The sequence below is a fragment of the Haemophilus haemolyticus genome, assembly GCF_001008275.1.
In the GTDB taxonomy this organism is placed as follows: domain Bacteria; phylum Pseudomonadota; class Gammaproteobacteria; order Enterobacterales; family Pasteurellaceae; genus Haemophilus; species Haemophilus haemolyticus_P.
The window spans coordinates 1-20,224 of sequence record NZ_LCTH01000054.1; the positions used below are offsets into that span (position 1 = coordinate 1).

General features: G+C 37.5%; 22 protein-coding genes, 1 tRNA gene and 1 pseudogene. 15 read left to right on the forward strand and 9 right to left on the reverse strand.

What is annotated here, in order from left to right; all coding sequences use genetic code 11:
• From AAX15_RS07600 to AAX15_RS07610, 3 genes are all read right to left on the reverse strand, one after another.
• On the reverse strand, positions 1-954 hold a 954-nt coding region (locus AAX15_RS07600; RefSeq protein WP_046939874.1), incomplete at its 3' end, for a dynamin family protein.
• Between the two features lie 75 nt (positions 955-1,029).
• Entirely contained in the window at positions 1,030-2,778 is a 1,749-nt protein-coding gene (locus tag AAX15_RS07605; RefSeq protein WP_046939875.1) for a dynamin family protein, read from the reverse strand.
• Between the two features lie 23 nt (positions 2,779-2,801).
• The gene (locus AAX15_RS07610) at positions 2,802-3,692 is read right to left on the reverse strand and encodes a helix-turn-helix transcriptional regulator (protein WP_046939877.1); all 891 of its coding nucleotides are present in this window, start codon (positions 3,690-3,692) and stop codon (positions 2,802-2,804) included.
• Positions 3,693-3,891: 199 nt separating this feature from the next.
• On the opposite strand from AAX15_RS07610, the gene AAX15_RS07615 reads away from it, so the two are divergent.
• The gene (locus AAX15_RS07615) at positions 3,892-4,227 is read left to right on the forward strand and encodes a helix-turn-helix domain-containing protein (RefSeq protein WP_046939878.1); all 336 of its coding nucleotides are present in this window, start codon (positions 3,892-3,894) and stop codon (positions 4,225-4,227) included.
• Between the two features lie 134 nt (positions 4,228-4,361).
• On the opposite strand, the gene sodA is transcribed toward AAX15_RS07615, so the two are convergent.
• A complete protein-coding gene (gene sodA, locus AAX15_RS07620) occupies positions 4,362-5,009 on the reverse strand; it encodes a superoxide dismutase [Mn] (RefSeq protein WP_046939880.1) in 648 nt (215 codons plus the stop codon).
• A 261-nt stretch (positions 5,010-5,270) separates the two neighbouring features.
• On the opposite strand from sodA, the gene ccmA reads away from it, so the two are divergent.
• The 11 genes from ccmA (at position 5,271) to AAX15_RS07675 (ending at position 13,071) form a co-directional block, all read left to right on the forward strand.
• Positions 5,271-5,909: a cytochrome c biogenesis heme-transporting ATPase CcmA gene (ccmA, locus tag AAX15_RS07625; RefSeq protein WP_046939881.1), complete on the forward strand. Its 639-nt coding sequence runs from the start codon at positions 5,271-5,273 to the stop codon at positions 5,907-5,909.
• 4 nt (positions 5,910-5,913) lie between these two features.
• Positions 5,914-6,579, forward strand: a complete 666-nt coding sequence (gene ccmB / locus AAX15_RS07630) for a heme exporter protein CcmB (protein ID WP_005637214.1) — start codon at positions 5,914-5,916, stop codon at positions 6,577-6,579.
• Positions 6,580-6,639: 60 nt separating this feature from the next.
• The gene (locus tag AAX15_RS07635; RefSeq protein ID WP_005634316.1) at positions 6,640-7,380 is read left to right on the forward strand and encodes a heme ABC transporter permease; all 741 of its coding nucleotides are present in this window, start codon (positions 6,640-6,642) and stop codon (positions 7,378-7,380) included.
• A 42-nt stretch (positions 7,381-7,422) separates the two neighbouring features.
• Positions 7,423-7,626 carry a heme exporter protein CcmD gene (gene ccmD / locus AAX15_RS07640; protein WP_005634314.1) on the forward strand — a complete coding sequence of 68 codons (204 nt, stop codon included), beginning with the start codon at positions 7,423-7,425 and terminating at the stop codon, positions 7,624-7,626.
• Positions 7,623-8,144, forward strand: a complete 522-nt coding sequence (gene ccmE, locus AAX15_RS07645; protein WP_005631161.1) for a cytochrome c maturation protein CcmE — start codon at positions 7,623-7,625, stop codon at positions 8,142-8,144. Before ccmD ends, ccmE begins: the two co-directional genes overlap by 4 nt.
• On the forward strand, positions 8,141-10,087 hold the full coding sequence (locus AAX15_RS07650) for a heme lyase CcmF/NrfE family subunit (protein ID WP_046939883.1): 1,947 nt from the start codon (positions 8,141-8,143) through the stop codon (positions 10,085-10,087). The genes ccmE and AAX15_RS07650 overlap by 4 nt, the downstream gene beginning before the upstream one ends.
• Before the next feature lie 112 nt (positions 10,088-10,199).
• Positions 10,200-10,745: a DsbE family thiol:disulfide interchange protein gene (locus AAX15_RS07655; RefSeq protein WP_009500093.1), complete on the forward strand. Its 546-nt coding sequence runs from the start codon at positions 10,200-10,202 to the stop codon at positions 10,743-10,745.
• Positions 10,745-11,206 carry a cytochrome c-type biogenesis protein gene (locus tag AAX15_RS07660; protein ID WP_046939885.1) on the forward strand — a complete coding sequence of 154 codons (462 nt, stop codon included), beginning with the start codon at positions 10,745-10,747 and terminating at the stop codon, positions 11,204-11,206. Before AAX15_RS07655 ends, AAX15_RS07660 begins: the two co-directional genes overlap by 1 nt.
• Positions 11,207-12,124: a c-type cytochrome biogenesis protein CcmI gene (gene ccmI / locus AAX15_RS07665; protein ID WP_046939887.1), complete on the forward strand. Its 918-nt coding sequence runs from the start codon at positions 11,207-11,209 to the stop codon at positions 12,122-12,124.
• A gap of 107 nt (positions 12,125-12,231) precedes the next feature.
• The gene (locus AAX15_RS07670) at positions 12,232-12,762 is read left to right on the forward strand and encodes a hypothetical protein (RefSeq protein ID WP_046939889.1); all 531 of its coding nucleotides are present in this window, start codon (positions 12,232-12,234) and stop codon (positions 12,760-12,762) included.
• Positions 12,763-12,771: 9 nt separating this feature from the next.
• The gene (locus AAX15_RS07675; protein WP_046939891.1) at positions 12,772-13,071 is read left to right on the forward strand and encodes a hypothetical protein; all 300 of its coding nucleotides are present in this window, start codon (positions 12,772-12,774) and stop codon (positions 13,069-13,071) included.
• Between the two features lie 58 nt (positions 13,072-13,129).
• On the opposite strand, the pseudogene AAX15_RS09735 reads toward AAX15_RS07675, so the two are convergent.
• The 3 genes and pseudogenes from AAX15_RS09735 to AAX15_RS07685 all read right to left on the reverse strand — a co-directional run.
• Positions 13,130-13,419: pseudogene (locus AAX15_RS09735) on the reverse strand (IS3 family transposase); the annotation flags it as partial.
• 444 nt (positions 13,420-13,863) lie between these two features.
• Positions 13,864-14,622, reverse strand: a complete 759-nt coding sequence (udp, locus tag AAX15_RS07680) for a uridine phosphorylase (protein WP_046939893.1) — start codon at positions 14,620-14,622, stop codon at positions 13,864-13,866.
• Positions 14,623-14,724: 102 nt separating this feature from the next.
• Complete coding sequence (locus tag AAX15_RS07685; RefSeq protein ID WP_046939895.1) at positions 14,725-16,224, reverse strand: helicase HerA-like C-terminal domain-containing protein; 1,500 nt, start codon at positions 16,222-16,224, stop codon at positions 14,725-14,727.
• A 124-nt stretch (positions 16,225-16,348) separates the two neighbouring features.
• Here AAX15_RS07685 and AAX15_RS07690 point away from each other — a divergent pair, with 124 nt between their 5' ends.
• From AAX15_RS07690 to AAX15_RS07700, 3 genes are read left to right on the forward strand one after another with little or no spacing between them, the layout of a single operon-like run.
• The gene (locus tag AAX15_RS07690; RefSeq protein ID WP_046939897.1) at positions 16,349-17,011 is read left to right on the forward strand and encodes an MOSC domain-containing protein; all 663 of its coding nucleotides are present in this window, start codon (positions 16,349-16,351) and stop codon (positions 17,009-17,011) included.
• A 2-nt stretch (positions 17,012-17,013) separates the two neighbouring features.
• Positions 17,014-17,496: a YchJ family protein gene (locus AAX15_RS07695; RefSeq protein WP_046939898.1), complete on the forward strand. Its 483-nt coding sequence runs from the start codon at positions 17,014-17,016 to the stop codon at positions 17,494-17,496.
• Positions 17,493-18,290 (forward strand): virulence factor BrkB family protein, encoded by a 798-nt coding sequence (locus tag AAX15_RS07700; protein WP_046939900.1) that lies wholly within the window; start codon positions 17,493-17,495, stop codon positions 18,288-18,290. The genes AAX15_RS07695 and AAX15_RS07700 overlap by 4 nt, the downstream gene beginning before the upstream one ends.
• 43 nt (positions 18,291-18,333) lie before the next feature.
• On the opposite strand, the gene lpt6 is transcribed toward AAX15_RS07700, so the two are convergent.
• Together lpt6 and AAX15_RS07710 are read right to left on the reverse strand one after the other, a co-directional pair.
• On the reverse strand, positions 18,334-19,989 hold the full coding sequence (lpt6, locus tag AAX15_RS07705) for a phosphoethanolamine transferase Lpt6 (RefSeq protein ID WP_046939902.1): 1,656 nt from the start codon (positions 19,987-19,989) through the stop codon (positions 18,334-18,336).
• 122 nt (positions 19,990-20,111) lie between these two features.
• Positions 20,112-20,187 (reverse strand) — tRNA-Val (locus AAX15_RS07710).
• Positions 20,188-20,224: the final 37 nt, after the last annotated feature.

Below are 20,224 nucleotides of genomic sequence, written 5' to 3' on the forward strand. Positions count from 1 at the left end.
ATCTGCTTGGCTGGCAATGATATAAGTTTCCTGAATACCATTTTTAGTGGTAACACGCCCCATTAATTCCATATCTTCAGAACTTAAAAATTGTCCTGAAGGAGAAACAACTAATACAACATCACATTGCGATAAAAATGAATTGGTTCGTTCTTCACGAGACTGAACAGGATCGTTTACCCCCGGAGTATCGACAATTTCTAAGCCTTTTAAGCCTTCTTCAGGAATATAAAGTTTTACCGATTTAGTGAACGGCATATATTGACCGTTTGAACCTACATAATCTTTTAATTTTCCCATTAAATCTTCTGTGCTTTGAGCATTAATTTCAGAATGTGCTTTTAGTTCTGAAAGTTTTACTTTGGCTTGTTTAATGCGTTGGTACTGATCATATGCAGAAGATAATTCGATTGATTTTTCTACTTCACTACGTGCGTACTCTTCAGCTAACTGTTTTATTTCACTCTCCGCCATAATTTCAGATTGACGGCGTTCTTTTTTTAACAACTCATTTTCTTGTGTTAATTCAGCAAGACGAGCTTTTTTTGCTGTTTCAAAATTTTGCTCATAACGACGGCTATTTTCTGCGATTTGGTCTAAATCGGCTTGATCATAAAATTCCACTTCTGCACGTACATTTTCGCTGTATTCCATACGAGTAAGTGCTGCTGTCATTGGCGTTGCTGCCTTAGGAAGAATATCTTTCCCATTAAAGATTAAAGCATTTAATAATGAGCTTTTCCCTGCTTTCACACGCCCAATAATTCCCACACGTAATAAACGATCAACATTATTTACTTCATCGAGGGCAGCCTGTAGGTTTTTGGTATCTCCAATACCATTTGCTTCTTTTGCATTTTGAATAGTTACTTCTTTATCTAAATCTTTAGATTGTAGAAAAGTAAAAATTTTGTCGTTAAATTCAATAAGTTGATTAGAAATATTTTGAGTCATAAATACTTACCTTTGGTTACAATAATCTATTTTTTGACCGCTCTTTTTACAAGCGGCCTCATAAAAAACATCATACTAAGCAAAAAGCACTGGTTTAGCTAAATCTGATAATTGTTGCTTCACTGTTTCAAGCTGGGTAACGCGAACGTTAATTTCTTCTGCTTTCGCTTCTTTTTCCGCAACTGCTTGGCTCACTTCTGCTTGTTTTTGTGAAAGTTCTACTTCAAATTGTTCGGCAACTTGTTGAATTAGTTGAGCAACATTTTGCTTAAAGAGCGGTGGTAGTTCTTGACGAATTTTGCCTTTAATTTGTGGGATAATTTCCATCAATAATTGGCGTTCCACTGCAGAACGCTGCTCTTGTTGCTGACGACGTAGTTGTTCTTCTTTTGAATCTTGAGTAAAGAAACCTAAGATCTCTGGTAAGAAGATAAGGGCAACTTCCACTACAGGTGAGACGATTGACGTAGTAATTCCAATAATAGAAGCGATGGTACGATAAACATTGTTCGGGGCATTTTTACTCAATACTCCAGCATTTTCAGCTAAAACTTTTAAGCCTGACTGAGCACCTTGTAGTAATCGCTCTGAATTTTGGGCAATACGATCAATAAATGAATTATCAATTTGGAAATTTTGTGGAGCAGTAATAAAGCTATTTTGCAATTCAAATCGAAAACTTGAAATTACGTCGCTACTAATATCTTGCATTCTTGATTTAACTTCAGTTAATAAATTACTTTGCACACAATCAGCAAGTAAACGCTGAAATTCAGTCTGATTGTTAAGTGCAAGTGAAATAAGGTTTTCACGCTGCATCATTATTGACTGCCCTACACTATCTGCGATGCTATCAATCCCATTATTCGAATATCGACTTTCTACGTCTTCAATCGCTTTTTCTTTTTTAGCTTGTAATTTTGCAATACCATCTTGTAATGCCCGTATGGCTGTTTCACTTTCTTCCTTACTTGTCATTAATGTTGCGATAGTTAATCGTAAACTTTCTTCATTACGGAAATAATTATCTTGTAAATCATCAATAAATAACGATTTAAATAATTCTTCAGGCTGAATGGCAGTTAAAATTTGTTTAAGATTTGCACCGCCATTATCATCTAATAAAACAACATCTTGATTAAAACGATATTGCGTTTTTAATTGTGTTTGCATCGCTTGTTGCACTTGTTTTACATCTGAGGGAGAGCGTAAATTCGTTTTACTCAAGCAGAATGCAAAACCTTTACCAAATAAGCGTAAATTTTTAATTTCTTGGTGCATTGTGCGTGTGATTGTGCCATCTTCAATACTAGTTAAGAAAATAAAATAGGTACCACGATTAAGATATTCCAAAATTGCCTGACGGTGGTTTTCAATTGGTGCATCAAATCCGGGCATATCTACTAATACAAGCGGTTGAATTTCGGCAAGATTTTGATTATTTAAGAAAAGGCGAAGAAATTTAAAGTTCTGAGCATTATCTTTAATTTCACCTAATTGGGAAATTTCATAACGAATAATATTTCCATCGGCTTGTACTGCCTCAATGTAGTCTGTTGGGCTATAACGTAACTCTGTTGCTAAAGCCGTTTCAGGTGTAATTGCAGTTGGAAGTAAATCACTACCTAAAAAAGAGTTGATCAGCGTACTTTTTCCAGCGCTAAATCCACCAACAACAGGAACAATAAGCTCCGCTTGTTCAATACGTTGAGTCAGGTTTTCTAAACCATTATCTGCAAGTTCAATAGATGTTGTTAGCTGTTTTACTTGATCTAAATAAGATAAGAATTTTTCTTGGTTAGAAATTAAATTTTTATTCATCATAGTAATATTCCTTTAAATTAAAATTATTGACATAAAATATATTTCTGAAGATTAGAAATCATTCGTTCTTGTAAATCATTCGGGCTGACGATAGTTAAAAATGGAATCCAATATTGCACCAATGGAATAATTTCTAACTCGTGAATGTTTTTACAAGAGAGCAGAAGCTCGCCATTTTCTAATTTTCGGATAGTTTCTTGGTTCGGTAGCAAATTACGTCGAGTGAAATAATGAGCAACGGAAGCATCTACTTTGATTACAACTTCACTAATTTGATTGCCGTGAGAAATGCTGTCGCTTTTTTGAATTTCTGACAGAAATTGTTCATCAGGTTTGAATGTTTTATCTGTTATTTTTAAAAAGTGGATTTGAGTGAAGCAAAAGGTTTTTTGTTTTCCATTTTCAAGACCGATTAGATACCAAACTCCGTTTTTATTTAACAGCACATAAGGCTCAACTTCACGATTTGAGGCATTTTGAGTGCCTAGTTTTTGATAGGTAAATTGCACTATGCAATGTTTTTCAATGGCATTTTGAAGTTGTTTAAATTCTTGTTGGCGATGCTGAATCGTTTCGTAATGTAATCCTTTAACGGCAATACTTTCATTTAAACTATGTTGAAAAAATTCACGATCTATTTTAGGGAAAAGATCTTGCACACTAGCGAAATGGGCAAATCGTTCAATATCTTCTTTAGTGAATACACCGAGTTGAGCGCGGTTTAAACGATAAAAGCGCGGTCCATTTTGTTCCCAATTTAAGAAAACAAGACGTTCATTTAGATCTTTTTGTAAGGTGCGAATGCCGATAGAAAAGCGATCAGCTAATTCATTAATATCAATCTGCCCTGTGGTATTCAATTCCACCAAAATAGAAGCTAAACGTTCAGCTAGTTTTTCGTGTTTGTTCGACATAATTATTCTCTTGATTTCAATATATGCACGTATTTTATGTGAAATATCTGCACGGTTGATTCGGGTGAGAAAAATATTTTGTATAAAATCTCGCTTATTGTAAGAATTTAAGTCTTTATTGCAAGATTTTAATTCTCTTTTTATTGGGTGGTGAATGTCTATACTCGTTCCATTCAAAAAATGAAATAAAGAAAATGGCGTGAAAGATAAAGTTGAGATAAATAAACAAGTGGGAGCTTCTATTGCAAAATATCGGAAAGCCTCAGGTTTATCACAAGCAAAAGTGGCAGAAATATTGGGATTAAGTAATGATGCCATTTCTAGAATGGAGCGCGGTAAGATTGGATTAAATGTAGAGCGTTTATGTGAATTTGCAACACTGTTTCAATGCCGAGTGTCCGATTTGATCACAGATAGTAGTTTGCAACCATCGGATCAAATTTATCAACTTGATCGATTATTAAATCAATTAGATGATATGGAAAGAAAAAAATTAATTTTATTGATTGAGCAAATGATCGAATGGAAAAATTAGCTACACAAAATTAGGGTTGATTATCCTGTTGATAATAGTCTAACTTTTGGGATAGTGGTTTTCACCGCAGTTTTATATATTGAGTATCGGTAAAGAAGAAAAGCCTAGCGTTTGCTAGGCTTCTTCAATATTTATTATTTTGCACAATTGCAGTGTGCTGTTTTTTGTTCAAAACGTTCTGCAACGAAATCCCAGTTTACCACGTTCCAGAATTCTTTAATGTAGTCTGGACGACGGTTTTGGAATTTTAAGTAGTAAGCGTGTTCCCAAACGTCTAAACCTAAAAGTGGGAAACCTTCACAACCTGCCACTTCTTTACCCATTAATGGGTTATCTTGGTTTGCTGTTGATACCACGGCTAATTTACCTTCAGCAGTTAATACTAACCACGCCCAACCTGAACCGAAACGAGTTGCTGCTGCTTTTTCAAATTCTGCTTTAAATGCATCTACAGAACCGAAATCACGTTCGATAGCATCTTTTAATGCGCCCTGTAAGGTGGTGCCTTTTTTCAAGCCTTTCCAGAATAAGCTGTGGTTTGCATGACCGCCTGCGTTATTGCGTAATACGCCACGTTTTTCTGCAGGGATTTTGTCAAGGTTAGAAACTAATTGACCTGGGCACATTTCCACTAACTCAGCAGGTAAACCTTCTAATGCAGCGTTTGCATTGTTTACATAAGCTTGGTGGTGTTTGCTGTGGTGGATTTCCATTGTTTGCGCATCGAAATGTGGTTCTAATGCATTGTAGGCGTAGCCTAATTCAGGTAAAGTGTAAGCCATAATTTATTCCTTCTATGTAAAGACAAATTTCGTTGAGGGTTTTGGTCTATAACCAAAAGTGGGCAAATAATAGCAAAAATTTTGATTTAGATCATTAAATGTTTTTCCTTTTGCATTAATAGACGAATTTATTAAACCTTGTTTTAAATCAATAAACCTATCGATCTACACCTAAAGAGTTATTTGTTTTGAGGGCTAAAATCTCGTCAAATATTTCTCTTATGATAGAATACCGCCACTTTTTATTTTCCCTTTGCAATTATGTTTGAACCACACAAGTTATCTCTGCAAAATTTATCCTGCCAACGTGGTGAGCGAGTACTTTTTCGTGCTTTGACTTGCGATTTTAATAGCGGTGATTTTGTGCAAATTGAAGGGCATAATGGCATAGGTAAAACCAGTTTATTGCGTATTCTTGCGGGGTTAGCTCAACCTTTGGAAGGCGAAGTTCGGTGGAATTCTGAAGCCATTTCTAAACAACGTGAACAGTATCATCAGAATTTGCTTTATTTAGGTCATCTTTCAGGCGTAAAACCAGAGTTAACCGCATGGGAAAATTTGCAGTTTTATCAACGAATTAGTCAAGCTGAACAAAATACTGATATTTTGTGGGATTTGCTTAAGAAAGTGGGATTATTAGGTCGTGAAGATTTGCCCGCCGCACAACTTTCTGCAGGGCAACAAAAACGTATTGCATTAGGTCGTTTATGGTTGTCTCAAGCGCCCTTATGGATTTTAGATGAGCCGTTTACTGCGATTGATAAAAAAGGTGTGGAAATTCTAACCGCACTTTTTGATGAGCATGCTCAACGAGGTGGTATTGTGTTGTTGACTAGCCACCAAGAAGTGCCAAGTTCTCATCTGCAAAAATTGAATTTAGCGGCTTATAAAGCGGAATAACTTAATGATTTTTTTAGAGATAATTAAACGAGAACTTCAAATTGCGATGCGCAAAAATGCGGAGATTTTAAATCCGCTATGGTTCTTTTTGCTTGTGATTACTTTGTTTCCGCTTGTTATTGGGCCAGATCCAAAATTACTTTCCCGTATCGCACCAGGTATTGCATGGGTAGCCGCATTACTTTCAGCATTGCTTTCTTTTGAACGTTTGTTTCGTGATGATTTTATTGATGGCTCTCTTGAACAATTAATGTTAACCGCACAGCCTTTACCGATGACGGCTTTGGCTAAAGTCGTTGCACATTGGTTGCTCACCGGTTTACCGCTTATTTTGCTATCACCGATTGCAGCTTTATTGCTTTCTCTTGAGGTCAATATTTGGTGGGCATTGGTTTTGACATTGTTGCTCGGCACCCCTGTGTTGAGCTGTATCGGTGCTATTGGCGTGGCTTTAACGGTGGGATTGCGAAAAGGGGGCGTGTTGTTGAGTTTGCTTGTTGTTCCGTTGTTTATTCCCGTTTTAATTTTTGCTTCATCAGTATTAGAGGCGGCAGGCTTAAATGTGCCTTATGGGGGACAACTGGCGATTTTAGGTGCCATGATGGTTGGAGCAGTAACGCTTTCGCCTTTTGCCATCGCAGCAGCACTGCGAATTAGTTTAGATAATTAATTTTATTCCACCGTATAAAAGTGCGGTGGTTTTTCTCTTTAATTTTTAAGGATCTTTTTTATGTGGAAGTGGCTACATCCTTATGCAAAACCCGAAACTCAATATCGTATCTGTGGTAAATTAAGTCCGCTATTTGCATTTTTAACGCTTATTTTACTCGGTGTCGGCATTGTATGGGGCTTAGCATTCGCTCCAGCAGATTATCAACAAGGTAATAGTTTCCGAATTATGTACGTGCATGTGCCGACAGCGATTTGGTCAATGGGCGTGTACGGTTCAATGGCGATTGCAGCTGTGGTTGCCCTTGTGTGGCAAATTAAGCAAGCTCACCTCGCAATGATTGCAATGGCGCCAATTGGTGCATTGTTTACTTTTTTATCGCTTGTTACGGGCGCAATTTGGGGTAAACCAATGTGGGGCACTTGGTGGGTGTGGGATGCTCGCTTAACTGCAGAATTGATCTTATTCTTTCTTTATCTTGGTATATTAGCGCTTTATTCTGCTTTTTCAGATCGTAATGTAGGGGCAAAAGCGGCTGGGATTTTATGCATTACAACGGTCGTGATTTTACCGATTATTCATTTTTCGGTGGAATGGTGGAACACGTTACATCAAGGTGCGAGTATCACTAAACTGGAAAAACCATCCATTGCAATTCCAATGTTGGTTCCATTGATTTTATGTATCTTCGGTTTTTTAACCTTGTATATTTGGCTTACTTTAGTTCGTTATCGCGTGGAATTATTGAAAGAAGATGCGAAACGCCCTTGGGTTAAAGCATTGGCTCAAACACTGAAATAAAGTGCGGTTAGTTTTTTAGCGATTTTTTATAAGGAATATTTTATGTTTTTCCAGACTTGGAGTGATTTTTTTAATATGGGTGGCTACGGTTTTTACGTATGGTTATCCTATGCAGTAAGTTTAGTGGCAGTTATTGCCTTAATTGTTCAAAGTGTAAAACAACGCAAGACAGTGTTACAAAATGTATTGCGTGAGCAACAACGCGAAGAACGTTTACAACAAGCAAATAAGGGGAACACACTATGAATCCAAGACGTAAATCCAGATTTAAATTAGTCATTTTTGTTGTGCTCGGCATTGCTATTGCAAGTGGATTGATGCTGTATGCGTTACGTCAAAATATCGACTTGTTTTATACGCCATCTGAAGTGATTCAAGGTAAGGATAATAACCCGAATCAAAAACCCGAAGTGGGACAACGTATTCGTGTTGGCGGTATGGTGGTTGAAGGCACGGTAGTGCGTGATCCAAAAAGCTTAAAAGTGCGGTTTGATTTAAATGATATTGGACCTGCGATCACTGTTGAATATGAAGGTATTTTGCCGGATCTTTTCCGTGAAGGGCAGGGGATTGTGGCTCAAGGTGTATTAACTCAGCCAACCGTTTTAACTGCGACAGAAGTATTGGCTAAACACGATGAGAATTATGTGCCACCAGAATTAGGTGAAAAAATGCAAAAAGTGCATAAACCAATGGGGATTGGTGATGCGGATTTAAAAGGCGAAAGCACACGTGATCGTCAAGAAAAAGAAGGCGCAAAATGATTGCTGAATTAGGAAATTATGCGCTAGCTTTAAGTTTAGCTGTATCGCTTATGTTGGCGATTTTCCCTTTGTGGGGGGCAGAAAAGGGCAATGCACAATTAATGGCATTAGCTCGCCCAATGACTTATGGTTTATTTGCAAGCCTAAGCATCGCTTTTGCTGCGTTATTTTATTTATTCGCAGTAAATGATTTTAGTGTTCAGTATGTGGTGAATAACTCTAATACGGCTTTACCCATTTATTATCGTTTGTCTGCCGTCTGGGGTTCTCACGAAGGTTCTTTATTACTGTGGATTTGGCTACTGGCCGTTTGGTCATCTGCCGTTGCTTTGTTGAGTAAACATTTACCTCAAGAAGCGGTTGCTCGCGTGCTTGGTATTATGGGGATTATTAGCGTAGGTTTTGTGTTGTTCGTCTTGTTCACCTCAAATCCTTTTACGCGTACTTTCCCTGATTTCCCAGTGGACGGAAAAGAGCTCAATCCAATGTTGCAAGATGTAGGCTTGATTTTTCATCCTCCATTACTTTATATGGGCTATGTTGGTTTTTCTGTGGCATTTGCGTTTGCGATAGCATCCTTAATGACGGGAAAATTAGATTCAGCTTGGGCTCGTTGGTCACGTCCTTGGACGCTTGCTGCTTGGGTGTTTTTGACTTTAGGTATCGTACTCGGTTCTTGGTGGGCTTATTATGAGCTTGGCTGGGGTGGCTGGTGGTTCTGGGATCCAGTGGAAAACTCCTCGTTTATGCCTTGGCTTGCTGGTACAGCATTGATTCACTCCCTTTCTGTGACAGAAAAACGTGGTTCTTTTAAAGCTTGGACGGTATTACTTGCGATTTTAGCTTTTTCACTTTGTTTACTCGGTACGTTCTTAGTTCGTTCTGGTATCTTAGTTTCAGTTCACGCATTTGCATCGGATCCAACTCGTGGTTTGTATATTTTGGCTTACCTTGTTGTGGTGATCGGCGGTTCGCTAGCACTCTATGCATATAAAGGAAGTCAAATTCGCTCTCGTGATAATGCAGAACGCTATTCACGTGAAAGTATGTTGTTATTAAATAATATCTTATTAATGACCGCACTTTGCGTTGTCTTCTTAGGAACGTTGTTACCTCTCGTTCACAAACAACTTGGTTTAGGTTCTATTTCTATTGGTGCGCCATTCTTTGATCAAATGTTCTTAATTATTATGACACCATTTGCATTATTGCTTGGTATTGGACCTTTGGTGAAATGGCGTAGAGACCAATTTTCTGCAATTCGTACGCCTGTTGTTATCAGCGTATTTGTTATGGTGATTGCAGGTTTTGCGTTACCTTACTTCTTGCAAGATAAAATTACAGTAAGTTCGGTGCTTGGTTCAATGATGACTGTGATTATTGCGTTACTTGCGCTTTATGAATTGCAACAACGTGCGACGCATCGTGAACCATTCTTTGTGGGTGTACGCAAACTATCTCGTTCTCATTGGGGAATGATGTTAGCTCACTTAGGCGTAGCAATGACTGTTTGGGGGATCGCATTTAGCCAAAACTTTAGCGTAGAACGTGATGTTCGAATGAAAGTTGGCGAGAGTGCACAAATTGATCGTTACGATTTTAAATTTGCCGGTGTGACAGATGCGAATGGTCCAAACTATATTGGTGGAAAAGCTAAAATTGATATTTCGAAAGATGGGCAACCAGAGGCAAGTTTATTCGCAGAAAAACGTTTTTACACAGTAAGTCGTATGTCTATGACGGAAGCCGCCATTGCTGGTGGTTTAACTCGTGACCTTTATGTGGCACTTGGTGAAAAACTTGAGGACAATTCTTGGGCATTACGCTTATATTACAAGCCATTTATTCGCTGGATTTGGATTGGCGGCTTATTTATGGCTTTAGGTGGATTGTTGTGTATGTTCGATCGCCGCTATCGATTTAACGCTTTATTGAAAAAATAATATGACGGTGCACCTTGATTAAGGTGTGCCTTAAGTTTTAATTAGCTTGCGTGAATAATGTGAGCTTTCAGGAAAGCCAACTTTGGTTTTTATATTTAAAGTGCGGTAAAAAATGAAAAAAAAATTACTCGTTCCTCTTATTCTCTTTTTATCGATAACAATTGCATTTTTAGTGCAATTAAAACGTAATGCGCAAGGTGAAGATATTAAAGCACTAGAATCTGCTTTGGTTGGAAAGCCTGTGCCAGCAAAAAATTTAACGGAGTTGTTTGAAAATAAAGCTTACACGACTGAATTGTTTCAACAAGGTAAGCCAGTTTTGCTTAATGTGTGGGCGACTTGGTGTCCGACTTGTTATGCCGAACATCAATATTTAAACAAACTTGCTAAAGACGGTGTGCGAATTATAGGTTTAGATTATAAAGATGAATCACCTAAAGCAATGAAGTGGTTAAAAGATCTTGGCAATCCTTATAAAGTTGTTTTAAAAGATGAAAAAGGTTCTTTCGGTTTGGATTTAGGGGTATATGGTGCGCCAGAAACTTTTATTATAGATGGTAAAGGCGTGATTCATTATCGTTATGCCGGTGATGTAAACGAGAAAGTTTGGACTCAGACTTTAAAACCAATTTATGACAAACTTTCGGAGCAACAATAATGAAAAAAACATGGCTATTTTTGACCGCACTTTTGTTTAGCTCAGTGGCGTTTTCATCCATTGATGCGCTTAATTTTAGTTCTCCACAGCAAGAGAGTAATTACCATCAATTAACACAATCTTTGCGTTGCCCTCAATGTCAAAATAACAATATTGCGGATTCCAACGCAACTATTGCTGTGGATATGCGTGGCAAAGTATTTGAGCTTTTACAAGAAGGCAAATCGAAAAATGACGTAGTGGATTATATGGTGGCGCGCTATGGCAATTTTGTAACCTATGATCCACCTATGACAGCGGGTACATTAGTGCTATGGATTGCGCCATTATTGCTTGTATTGTTAGGCGTGGTATTTTTATTAAGACGTAAACCAAAAGCTCAAAGTGCGTTGAAATCCCAAGATGTTTTAACTGATGAAGATAATGCGCGTTTGGCAGAATTATTAAACAAGGATAAATAGATGAATTTTGCATTAATTTTTATATTAACCACTTTAGTTGTGGCATTAATTTGTTTTTATCCTTTATTGCGTCAATTCAAAGCGAAACATGGGCAAAAACGTGATGATTTAAATAAGGCGTTATATTTCTCGCGCTTGGAAGAAATTGAGCAAGATAATTCCCAAGGTTTAGTTGAAAATGTTGAGCAACTTAAACAAGAATTACAGAAAACTTTGCTTGATGATGTGCCGAGCAAAGTTCAAGAGAATGTGGATTCTTCAGGTAAATCTTATGGAAAAGTGTGGTTTGTGTCTGGCGTGTTGGCGCTAGGAATTATCGCAGGCTCTTCTTATTTTATGGTGGGATCTTGGCAAGCTGAATCGATGTTAGAGCAAACATATGCGAAATTGCCCTATTTCTTTGATCGAATGAAAGATGAAGACAAAAATCCATTTTCTGATGCAGAAATGCAGCAATTTTCTACCGCACTTCGAATCGATTTGCAGAAAAATCCAACTGATGCAAAAAAATGGTGGATGCTCGGTCAGATTGGGATGAATTTAGGTGATGTACGTTTAGCATTTGATAGTTATCAGAAGGCCAACAAGTTAGAACCAGATAATGTGCAATATAAATTAGGTTATGCTCGTATATTGATGTTCTCTGAAGATGCGACTGATAAACTTAAAGGTGGCGATTTATTGCGTGAAGTGATTCGTCAAGATCACACTAACATTGAAGCATTGAGTTTACTCGCATTCCGTTATTTTGAAACGGAAGATTATAAAATGGCGGCAGTGACTTGGGCGATGATGCTACGCTTAATGCCGAAAGATGATGAGCGTGTTCCACTAATTGAAAAAAGTATTCGTGCCGCGCGTGATGCTTTAGAAGCTCAAAACGAAGAAAAATCAAAAAGTATAACTCCTGAAAAATAACCTAGTATCATATAAGTCTTTTTGATATAGTTCAGTTATACTATTAATTGGCAAATAGCTATTTTAATATTAGAAATTACTTTAAAGAACGTTAAGGAGAGCTGGAGATGAATTACAAAAATTGTACTTCTTTTTCTTTATTTTGTAGCATGCTAGTTAGTTTGTTTATACCGCATTTATCTATTGCTGAAGATACATCTAGTTCAGTAACTTATGTTGATGAAAAAGATAAGAAAGCCTTTAGCTCTGATATATCAAGTAATGATACTCAGAAATTGGGTCAAAGCATTGAGTTGAAAGTTTATAAAATTAATGAGATGAGTTCATCAGAAAGTGTTTTTGAGTCTCCAGCTGGCATTTGTCAAGGATTTAAAGTGAAAAGAGGTGTGGATTACACAAATTCAACTCACAATTATCTTTCGCCAAATGATAAAAGTGAATATTACGGTAGTGTAACGGGGGCGACGATTTATAATCAAAAAGATCCTCAAAATTTAAGTTATGTGCCAGTTTATTCAATTACAGATAAAGATTTATCTAAGCGTATTCAGTTAAAAGAAAATAAAACATTAAAGGAAAAAGCAGCGAATTATGTATCAGAAGGTAGGGCTGTATTAACTGACGTAATTTGTAAATAGGATGATTTAATGAGAAAAATAGTTTTTGTTAGTTGTGCAATCTTAGGTTTAGCAGCATGTTCATCTCAACCAGAACAAACTGGTGGCGGTGTTTATGATATGAAGGCTGTGCAAGAGTATAATGCTCGTGTAACAAGTGGTAATACGGTTACTCAGGCACAGAAAGATAAAGTGGCAAGTCAAGTTGATACTAACTTAAAATTGAATGCGAGTGATAATAAAGTTAGGACTCGAGTGATAAGTTCACTACCCGTTATTCCTGTAGTCCCAAGTGTCGGGTATCATTATAATTATCATCATTTTAGATAGAAAAAATAAAGCCTTGATAATTCAGCAAACTCCAAAATGTTAGGCTGTTAAATCAAGGCTAAGTTATGGGAATCATAGGGTTAGTTTCTCTTAGTTTAAACTGAATACGCTTATGGTTGTAATAATGAATGTATTCATGGATCGTTTTTCTAGTTGCTCAAAAGCATCAAATTATTTTCTGTCGTAAACCCCGTTTTTATCATCCAAAGAAGCTATTTATCATCGTATTATCTAGACAATTTCCTTTTCTTGACATACTTTTCAAATACTATTTTTCAACAGGATTTCTTGATAACTTCTTATTTGATATTGCAACCCTTGGGCAAAATGTAAAATAGGGTTTGCCCCTCAAGCTTTGCTACCATTTTCTACATATTTAAATTCACTTAGGCCTATTACCCACCTTTCATTAGTTCAACTCAGTCAGAATTTGTACGATTTATTGATTATATGGTCGATGATTTAGTTAAATTCTCACTATCAAAACTCTATGAGTTATTCTGTTTAGAGCAGTTTTAAACTCACTTTAAAACAATTAGTTAAGAGGAATTTAAGTTAGTATCTAGGATAGCCCAAAATTGTTTAATCCAGTCTCTCAAGATTATGTCAGTAAAATGAAAATATTTCTTTGTGAGAAAAGGATTTTTACTGTGTCGAAGATAAAAATCGATCACTTGTTGTTTGACGGATTGGGTATATTTAATCATAAAAAATCTGCACCTTAATCAGCTAGTTGTTTCGTCTAACTTTTGGGTGCAGATTACAAGGCTTTATTCTTTCAATTAAAAGACATTAACTTAACAACGCCTGAGCGGCTGCGATAACAACAGACACCGCTTTTTCTTCCGTTTGTTTCATTGTTGCTTCATTTGGAATTTCTTGCTGAGTGCGGTTTACAATCACGCCCGCAACCATCCCAGCACGCAAACCTAATGCATTACACATGGTAAACAATGTTGAGGATTCCATTTCGTAGTTCATTACATTCAAATCTTGCCATTGTTTAAGTAGCCCTTGGTAATCACGATATACTTTACCGCTATAGGTATCATAACGTTCTTGACCAGGATAGAATGTATCAGATGAAGCGGTTACGCCTACATAAGGCTCAATACCTTTTGCTTTCGCTGCATTATAAAGTGCAGTTGTACATTCAAAGTTTGCCACAGCTGGATATTCTAACGGTGCAAAATGACGGCTTGCACCATCTAAGCGAACAGAAGCGGTTGTGATAAGAACATCGCCTACATTAATGTGCGGTTGAATCGCACCAGTTGTGCCAATACGTAAGAAAGTGCGAACACCAAGTTGAGCAAGTTCTTCTACACAAATTGATGTTGATGGCCCACCAATACCCGTAGAACATACAACAATAGGCTGACCATTGATATAACCTAACCACGATGTAAATTCACGCGTGCTTGCAAGAAACTCTGGATTATCAAGTAGTTTCGCAATGCGCTCACTACGCGCAGGATCACCCGGAACAATAGCAAGTGTTGCCCCTTTCAATTGGGATTTTGTGAGGTTTAGGTGGAATACGTCTGACATAATAAATCTCCTTATTGCCATTTAACGTGATGATTTCACCCTGAGGCGAAATCAGATTTTTGAATAAATAAAAGCACGTGAGTATTTTTCGAAAATACAACTTTATCTCTTAAGTGCGCCCATTATACCTCTCATAATTTGCTTGGTAATTTGATTTCGAATATTTCGCCCTACAGATTGCGCAACACTATTTACTATTTGCTCAGTTGGCGATAATTTTTCACCTCGCTTTTGTGTGCCAAAAATCATTCGGCTCAAACTACCTAAGAAGCCGTTTTCTTCTTCCGCTTGGGCTTGCTCTGCTTGTTTTTGTTGTACCGCAGCTAAATCCGCTTGAGCAGTTAATACTTCAAAGGCAGATTCGTTATCCACGTATTCTTTATAATACGCATAAAGATCATCATCTTTCACCCAAGCGTTACGTTCGTCTGTGGTTAATGGTGAAAGCTGACTTTTTGGCGGATAGATATAGGCAATTTCAACTGGCGTAGGCATACCTTTTTCATCTAAAAAGGATACTAATGCTTGCCCTACACCAAGGGTTGAAATGGTCTCGACGACATTCACTGAAGGGTTTGCTCGGAAAGTTTCTGCAGCTGATTTCACGGCTTTTTGATCGCGTGGAGTAAATGCACGAAGAGCATGTTGAACACGGTTACCTAACTGCCCTAATACGGTATCTGGCAAATCAAGTGGGTTCTGCGTGACAAAATATATTCCCACACCTTTAGAACGAATCAAACGCACAACTTGTTCTACTTTTTCCACGAGTACGCTCGGCGCACCATCAAACAATAAGTGTGCTTCATCAAAAAACATAACAAATTTAGGTTTCTCAGGATCACCTACTTCTGGCAGTTGTTCAAAGAGTTCTGCCATTAACCATAATAGAAATGCGCTATACATTCTTGGGGAATTAATCAATTTTTCAGAATTGAGTACATTAATCACCCCTCGCCCATCGTGAGTTTGCATCCAGTCATCTAGATTCAATGCTGGCTCACCAAATAAATTTGTAGCGCCTTCATTTTCAAGTGTCAGCAATGCCCGTTGGATTGCACCAACACTTGCGGTCGAAACATTGCCATACTCAACTTGGAAGGTTTTCGCATTCTCTGCAACATATTTCAGCATTGCACGAAGATCTTTTAAATCAATGAGCAATAAACCTTTATCATCTGCCACACGAAATACGAGGTTTAACAGTCCTTCTTGCGTAGCATTTAGATTCAATAAACGAGAAAGCAACAACGGCCCCATTTCAGAAATAGTTGTTCTAAGAGGAATGCCCGTTTGGCCAAAAACATCCCAAAAAGAAACAGGATAGCCATTGAGATAACTTTCATTGCCTAACCCGAACTGCTCAATTCGTTCCGCAATTTTGCCCTGAAATTGACCGCTCTTTACTAAGCCAGAAAGATCGCCTTTTACGTCTACTAAAAATACCGGTACCCCATCATCACTGAAGGCTTCTGCCATTTTACGCAATGTGACAGTTTTACCCGTACCTGTTGCGCCAGCAATAAGACCATGGCGGTTAGCCATTTTGGCCGTGATGCCTAGGATTTTACCTTGTTCTGTGCGAGAGAGAGCGTATTGCATAAATGAATATCCTTTTGTTTTTTGTTGTAACGAATAATAAGTAAAAAAAGAAGTGCGGTCAAAAAGTTAAACGTTTTCGGTTATAATTCCATGAAAATTTTTTTTAGAACAATAAAAAAGCAAAATGAATGCAAAAATTTTAGTCATAAAAGTGGGTCAAGTTCAAACCCTAACCTTTTCAGATGGAAGCGTATATGAAAGCGCAATTCGTAAGAAAATAGTGCCATCGGTAAAAATTCATTCTCTTGGTGCAGAAGGAAACGATGTGGGTTTAAAAAAACATCATGGTGGTGTAGATAAATCTCTCTTTTTTATGTCGGCAGATTCTTTTAATGAATTAAATGCTTTATTAAATAAAGATTTTTCTTACATGGAAACCGCCATCTACGGAGAAAATTTTGTCGTGTCAGGCTTGAATGAAGACAACGTCTGCATTGGCGATCGTTATCAAATCGGCTCAACCATTTTAGAGGTATCTCAGCCACGTAAACCTTGTGAGCGTTTATCAAAAAATACAGAAAACGAAGAGACTCGCGATATTATTTATCAAACCGGGCTCAGCGGATGGTATGTGCGCGTCATTGAAACGGGAGAAATTAGACAAGGTGATGAACTAAAATTGCTCACGCGTCCTTACCCGCAAGTAACAATTCGCCATTTAAATCACTTGTTATCTGCACCCAAAAATGAAGCTGAACTAGAAGCGGCATTAGATATTGAAGTATTAGCTGAAGCCTTTAAACGATCAATTCGATCACAAGTATCGAAATTCAAACAACAGGGATAAATATGTCAGAAATTTCAACCGCACTTTCCGAAGATTGTCCATGTCAATCTGGTCATCATTACGCAGATTGTTGTGGAAAATTTCATTTGAGACAAGCGTTTCCCGAAACGGCAGAACAACTCATGCGTTCACGTTATACGGCTTATGTTTTAAAAAATATACCTTATATTGTTGCAACAACTGTGCCAAGCCAACAAACTTTATTAGAGTCTCATCTATTGCAAGAATGGGCTGACAATACTACATGGCTAGGGTTAGAAATCCTAAAAACAGAAAATCTCACAAAAACTCAAAGTGCGGTGGAATTTAAAGCTATTTTTCAAGGCGAAGAGAGAGTACTAGCTCATGAAGAACGGTCAATTTTTGTGAAAATTGAAAACCGTTGGTATTTTGTGGATCCGACCGTATCCTTGCCTACAATGAAACAACCTTGTGTATGTGGTTCTGGTAAAAAATTTAAACATTGCTGTGGGGAATTTTTATGATTTCATTGAAACAATTTAGCCAGCTCTTTTGGAAACGTTTTTCAGAAAATAAACTCAACCAAGCTGCTGGCGCACTAACTTACAGCACGATGCTTGCTATCGTACCAATGGTGATGGTGATTTTTTCTATATTCTCTGCATTTCCTGTATTCAGTGAAGTGACAGGAGAACTGAAAGAAATGATTTTCACCAATTTTGCGCCATCGGCAAGTGATATGGTGGGCGAATATATCGATCAATTCGTATCAAACTCAAAGAAAATGAGTGTGGTGGGAATTGTGAGTTTAATTGCCGTTGCCTTGATGCTAATTAATAACATCGACCGAACCCTCAACAGCATTTGGCATGATACAAGTGTTCGCCCTATTTTTACCTCTTTCGCGATTTACTGGATGATTCTGACTTTTGGACCTCTCGTTATAGGTACAAGTATAGGGATTAGCTCTTATATAAAAGTGATGTTTGAACAATCAGAAACACTTTCACTCGGCGTGAAATTGCTAAGTTTACTCCCGTTCTTTTTCACATGGTTTATTTTCACATTGATTTATACCATCGTGCCAAATAAGAAAGTGGATATCAGATATTCTGCTTGTGGTGCGCTTATTGCCGCTATTTTCTTTACACTCGGTAAACAAGCCTTTACTTGGTACATTACCACATTCCCTTCTTATCAACTAATCTATGGCGCAATGGCAACATTACCGATTATGCTATTGTGGATTCAGATTAGCTGGCTAGTTGTGTTGGTCGGGGCTCAATTATCTGAAGTATTAGGTGAGTTAAAAGAATAAAAATGGAAAGACCGATTTATCAACATCGGTCTTTTTTATTTAGCTATTTTGCAATTTTTAAGGTTTGATAGAGGTAATGACGATAGTCATTCACAAATGCAGGATTAGAAGAATCTTCCAATTTTCCGTTACTTAATTTACACATAGCCATATTCGCTTTCATAAATTCATCTTCTGCTGATAATCCAGCTACATTCATCAAGACACCTCCGGCAAAAGCGAGATCTAAAAAACCTTGTTCTTGCTTAAATTGACTCGCACAATTACTTCTTACAATAAATTGAGTCACATAATCGGGCTGAGCATAATCCCCTTTCTTCGGTGGGATAACATTATCAAATGCCACTTGGTGATCACCGAAATAACCTAGAACAAAAGGCTTTTTACGTTCATGTAAATAGTTATTTATTCCTTCAATCGCATCATTCAAGGCGACAATACGTTGAGTATAATCATTCAATGCAGAAATACTTTTAGCCCCTAAATTAGGCATTTGAAGATTAAATGTATTTTCCATGCCCAATTCATATGGACCATGTTCTCGCATAGTCAATACATAAACAAACATTGGCTGATCTACATTTTCTAACGCCGGATGCTGCTTTTCCAAAATCATTCGGGTGTACGTCATCATTTCTTCACTACTAATATCCCAAAGATTTTTACTGATAGGCGCAGGATAACCAAGATCTTGCGGCTGTAACATCAAATCAAAACCGAAATGATCATAAGCGGATTTCGCATTGTAGTTACCTTTTGTAAAAGGCGACAAAGCAACACAAAAATATCCTTGAGCTTTTAGATTTTTCACTAAACCTGATTGCAAATGCGGTACAACAGAATAAAAAACGCCACTTGCTAATGCGCCAAAATCGGTCGAAGGCACACCGGCTAAAAAAGCAAATTCTGATTTCCACGTTGCGCCAGCAAAAGTATGTACACGCAACGGCGAAGCAAATACTGTATCACTTTGAGGCTCAAACATGGAAAGTGGTGGAATAGATTGCTGACTAAAAGCAAATTGATGAGGGTTCAGCGTGGATTCCATTAATGTCACAACAATATCAGGTTTTGTTTCAGATACGTTGTTTATATCAGATGAAAGTGCAGTCATTTTTTCAATAAAATTTTGGCTATTGCCATCAAAATTTGGCACCTTGAAAAAAATACCGCGGCAAGACATTGGTAAATTTAAAAACACATCACGACCATCATCGGGCAAAGAATCTAACCAAACTTGCACCGCACTTGGCTTTTTAGAATAATGCCACATCAAGATAAAGCTAACGATAAACAATAACGCTCCAATGCTGTTACCTAGTAGCCCTAAAGATCCGACATCATTAAAACCCAAAATCGCATAACCTAATAACGCAAGTAGCCCAATAACGCCAAACAATGCACCTTTATAATGAATTAAGGTTTCCCAATTTCGCCAATCCACCACAAGAAAGAAATCTGAAATTAACAAAGGCTGTTTGTAATAATGAATTTTTAAACGGTGAAATAACATTAGCACCACAAAAAGTACAGATGAAAAATTTAAAGCACGTTGCCATTGGCCAGAAACCATAAGCATGCCGCCAAATAAAAAAGTAAAAAGCGTAATAGCAAAGAAATAAGTCCAACGATAATGGGAGTTTACGATAAAAATCACTGCCGCAATCGTGAATAAAGCTAAGAAAATATAAGCAATCATGAATTTTCCCTATAATGCATAACAGACTAAAATGAGGACATGACAATGTCTGCGCACTTTATCACGTAAACGTAATGGATTGAACGGGAAAAGAAAATTATTTGGAGAATTTGAAAATAAGGTGGTGGGCGATACCGGTCTCGAACCAGTGACCCCCTCCTTGTAAGGGAGGTGCTCTCCCAACTGAGCTAATCGCCCACAAGAAAGCGTTTAAATATATAGGGAAAGTTTGAGC

Coding starts and splice junctions, on each gene's coding strand:
- AAX15_RS07605 (WP_046939875.1), bottom strand. CDS start 2,778: ATGATGAATAAAAATTTAATTTCTAACCAAGAAAAATTCTTATCTTAT.
- AAX15_RS07610 (WP_046939877.1), bottom strand. CDS start 3,692: ATGTCGAACAAACACGAAAAACTAGCTGAACGTTTAGCTTCTATTTTG.
- sodA (WP_046939880.1), bottom strand. CDS start 5,009: ATGGCTTACACTTTACCTGAATTAGGCTACGCCTACAATGCATTAGAA.
- ccmA (WP_046939881.1), top strand. CDS start 5,271: ATGTTTGAACCACACAAGTTATCTCTGCAAAATTTATCCTGCCAACGT.
- ccmB (WP_005637214.1), top strand. CDS start 5,914: ATGATTTTTTTAGAGATAATTAAACGAGAACTTCAAATTGCGATGCGC.
- AAX15_RS07635 (WP_005634316.1), top strand. CDS start 6,640: ATGTGGAAGTGGCTACATCCTTATGCAAAACCCGAAACTCAATATCGT.
- ccmD (WP_005634314.1), top strand. CDS start 7,423: ATGTTTTTCCAGACTTGGAGTGATTTTTTTAATATGGGTGGCTACGGT.
- ccmE (WP_005631161.1), top strand. CDS start 7,623: ATGAATCCAAGACGTAAATCCAGATTTAAATTAGTCATTTTTGTTGTG.
- AAX15_RS07650 (WP_046939883.1), top strand. CDS start 8,141: ATGATTGCTGAATTAGGAAATTATGCGCTAGCTTTAAGTTTAGCTGTA.
- AAX15_RS07655 (WP_009500093.1), top strand. CDS start 10,200: ATGAAAAAAAAATTACTCGTTCCTCTTATTCTCTTTTTATCGATAACA.
- AAX15_RS07660 (WP_046939885.1), top strand. CDS start 10,745: ATGAAAAAAACATGGCTATTTTTGACCGCACTTTTGTTTAGCTCAGTG.
- ccmI (WP_046939887.1), top strand. CDS start 11,207: ATGAATTTTGCATTAATTTTTATATTAACCACTTTAGTTGTGGCATTA.
- AAX15_RS07670 (WP_046939889.1), top strand. CDS start 12,232: ATGAATTACAAAAATTGTACTTCTTTTTCTTTATTTTGTAGCATGCTA.
- AAX15_RS07675 (WP_046939891.1), top strand. CDS start 12,772: ATGAGAAAAATAGTTTTTGTTAGTTGTGCAATCTTAGGTTTAGCAGCA.
- udp (WP_046939893.1), bottom strand. CDS start 14,622: ATGTCAGACGTATTCCACCTAAACCTCACAAAATCCCAATTGAAAGGG.
- AAX15_RS07685 (WP_046939895.1), bottom strand. CDS start 16,224: ATGCAATACGCTCTCTCTCGCACAGAACAAGGTAAAATCCTAGGCATC.
- AAX15_RS07690 (WP_046939897.1), top strand. CDS start 16,349: ATGAATGCAAAAATTTTAGTCATAAAAGTGGGTCAAGTTCAAACCCTA.
- AAX15_RS07695 (WP_046939898.1), top strand. CDS start 17,014: ATGTCAGAAATTTCAACCGCACTTTCCGAAGATTGTCCATGTCAATCT.
- AAX15_RS07700 (WP_046939900.1), top strand. CDS start 17,493: ATGATTTCATTGAAACAATTTAGCCAGCTCTTTTGGAAACGTTTTTCA.
- lpt6 (WP_046939902.1), bottom strand. CDS start 19,989: ATGATTGCTTATATTTTCTTAGCTTTATTCACGATTGCGGCAGTGATT.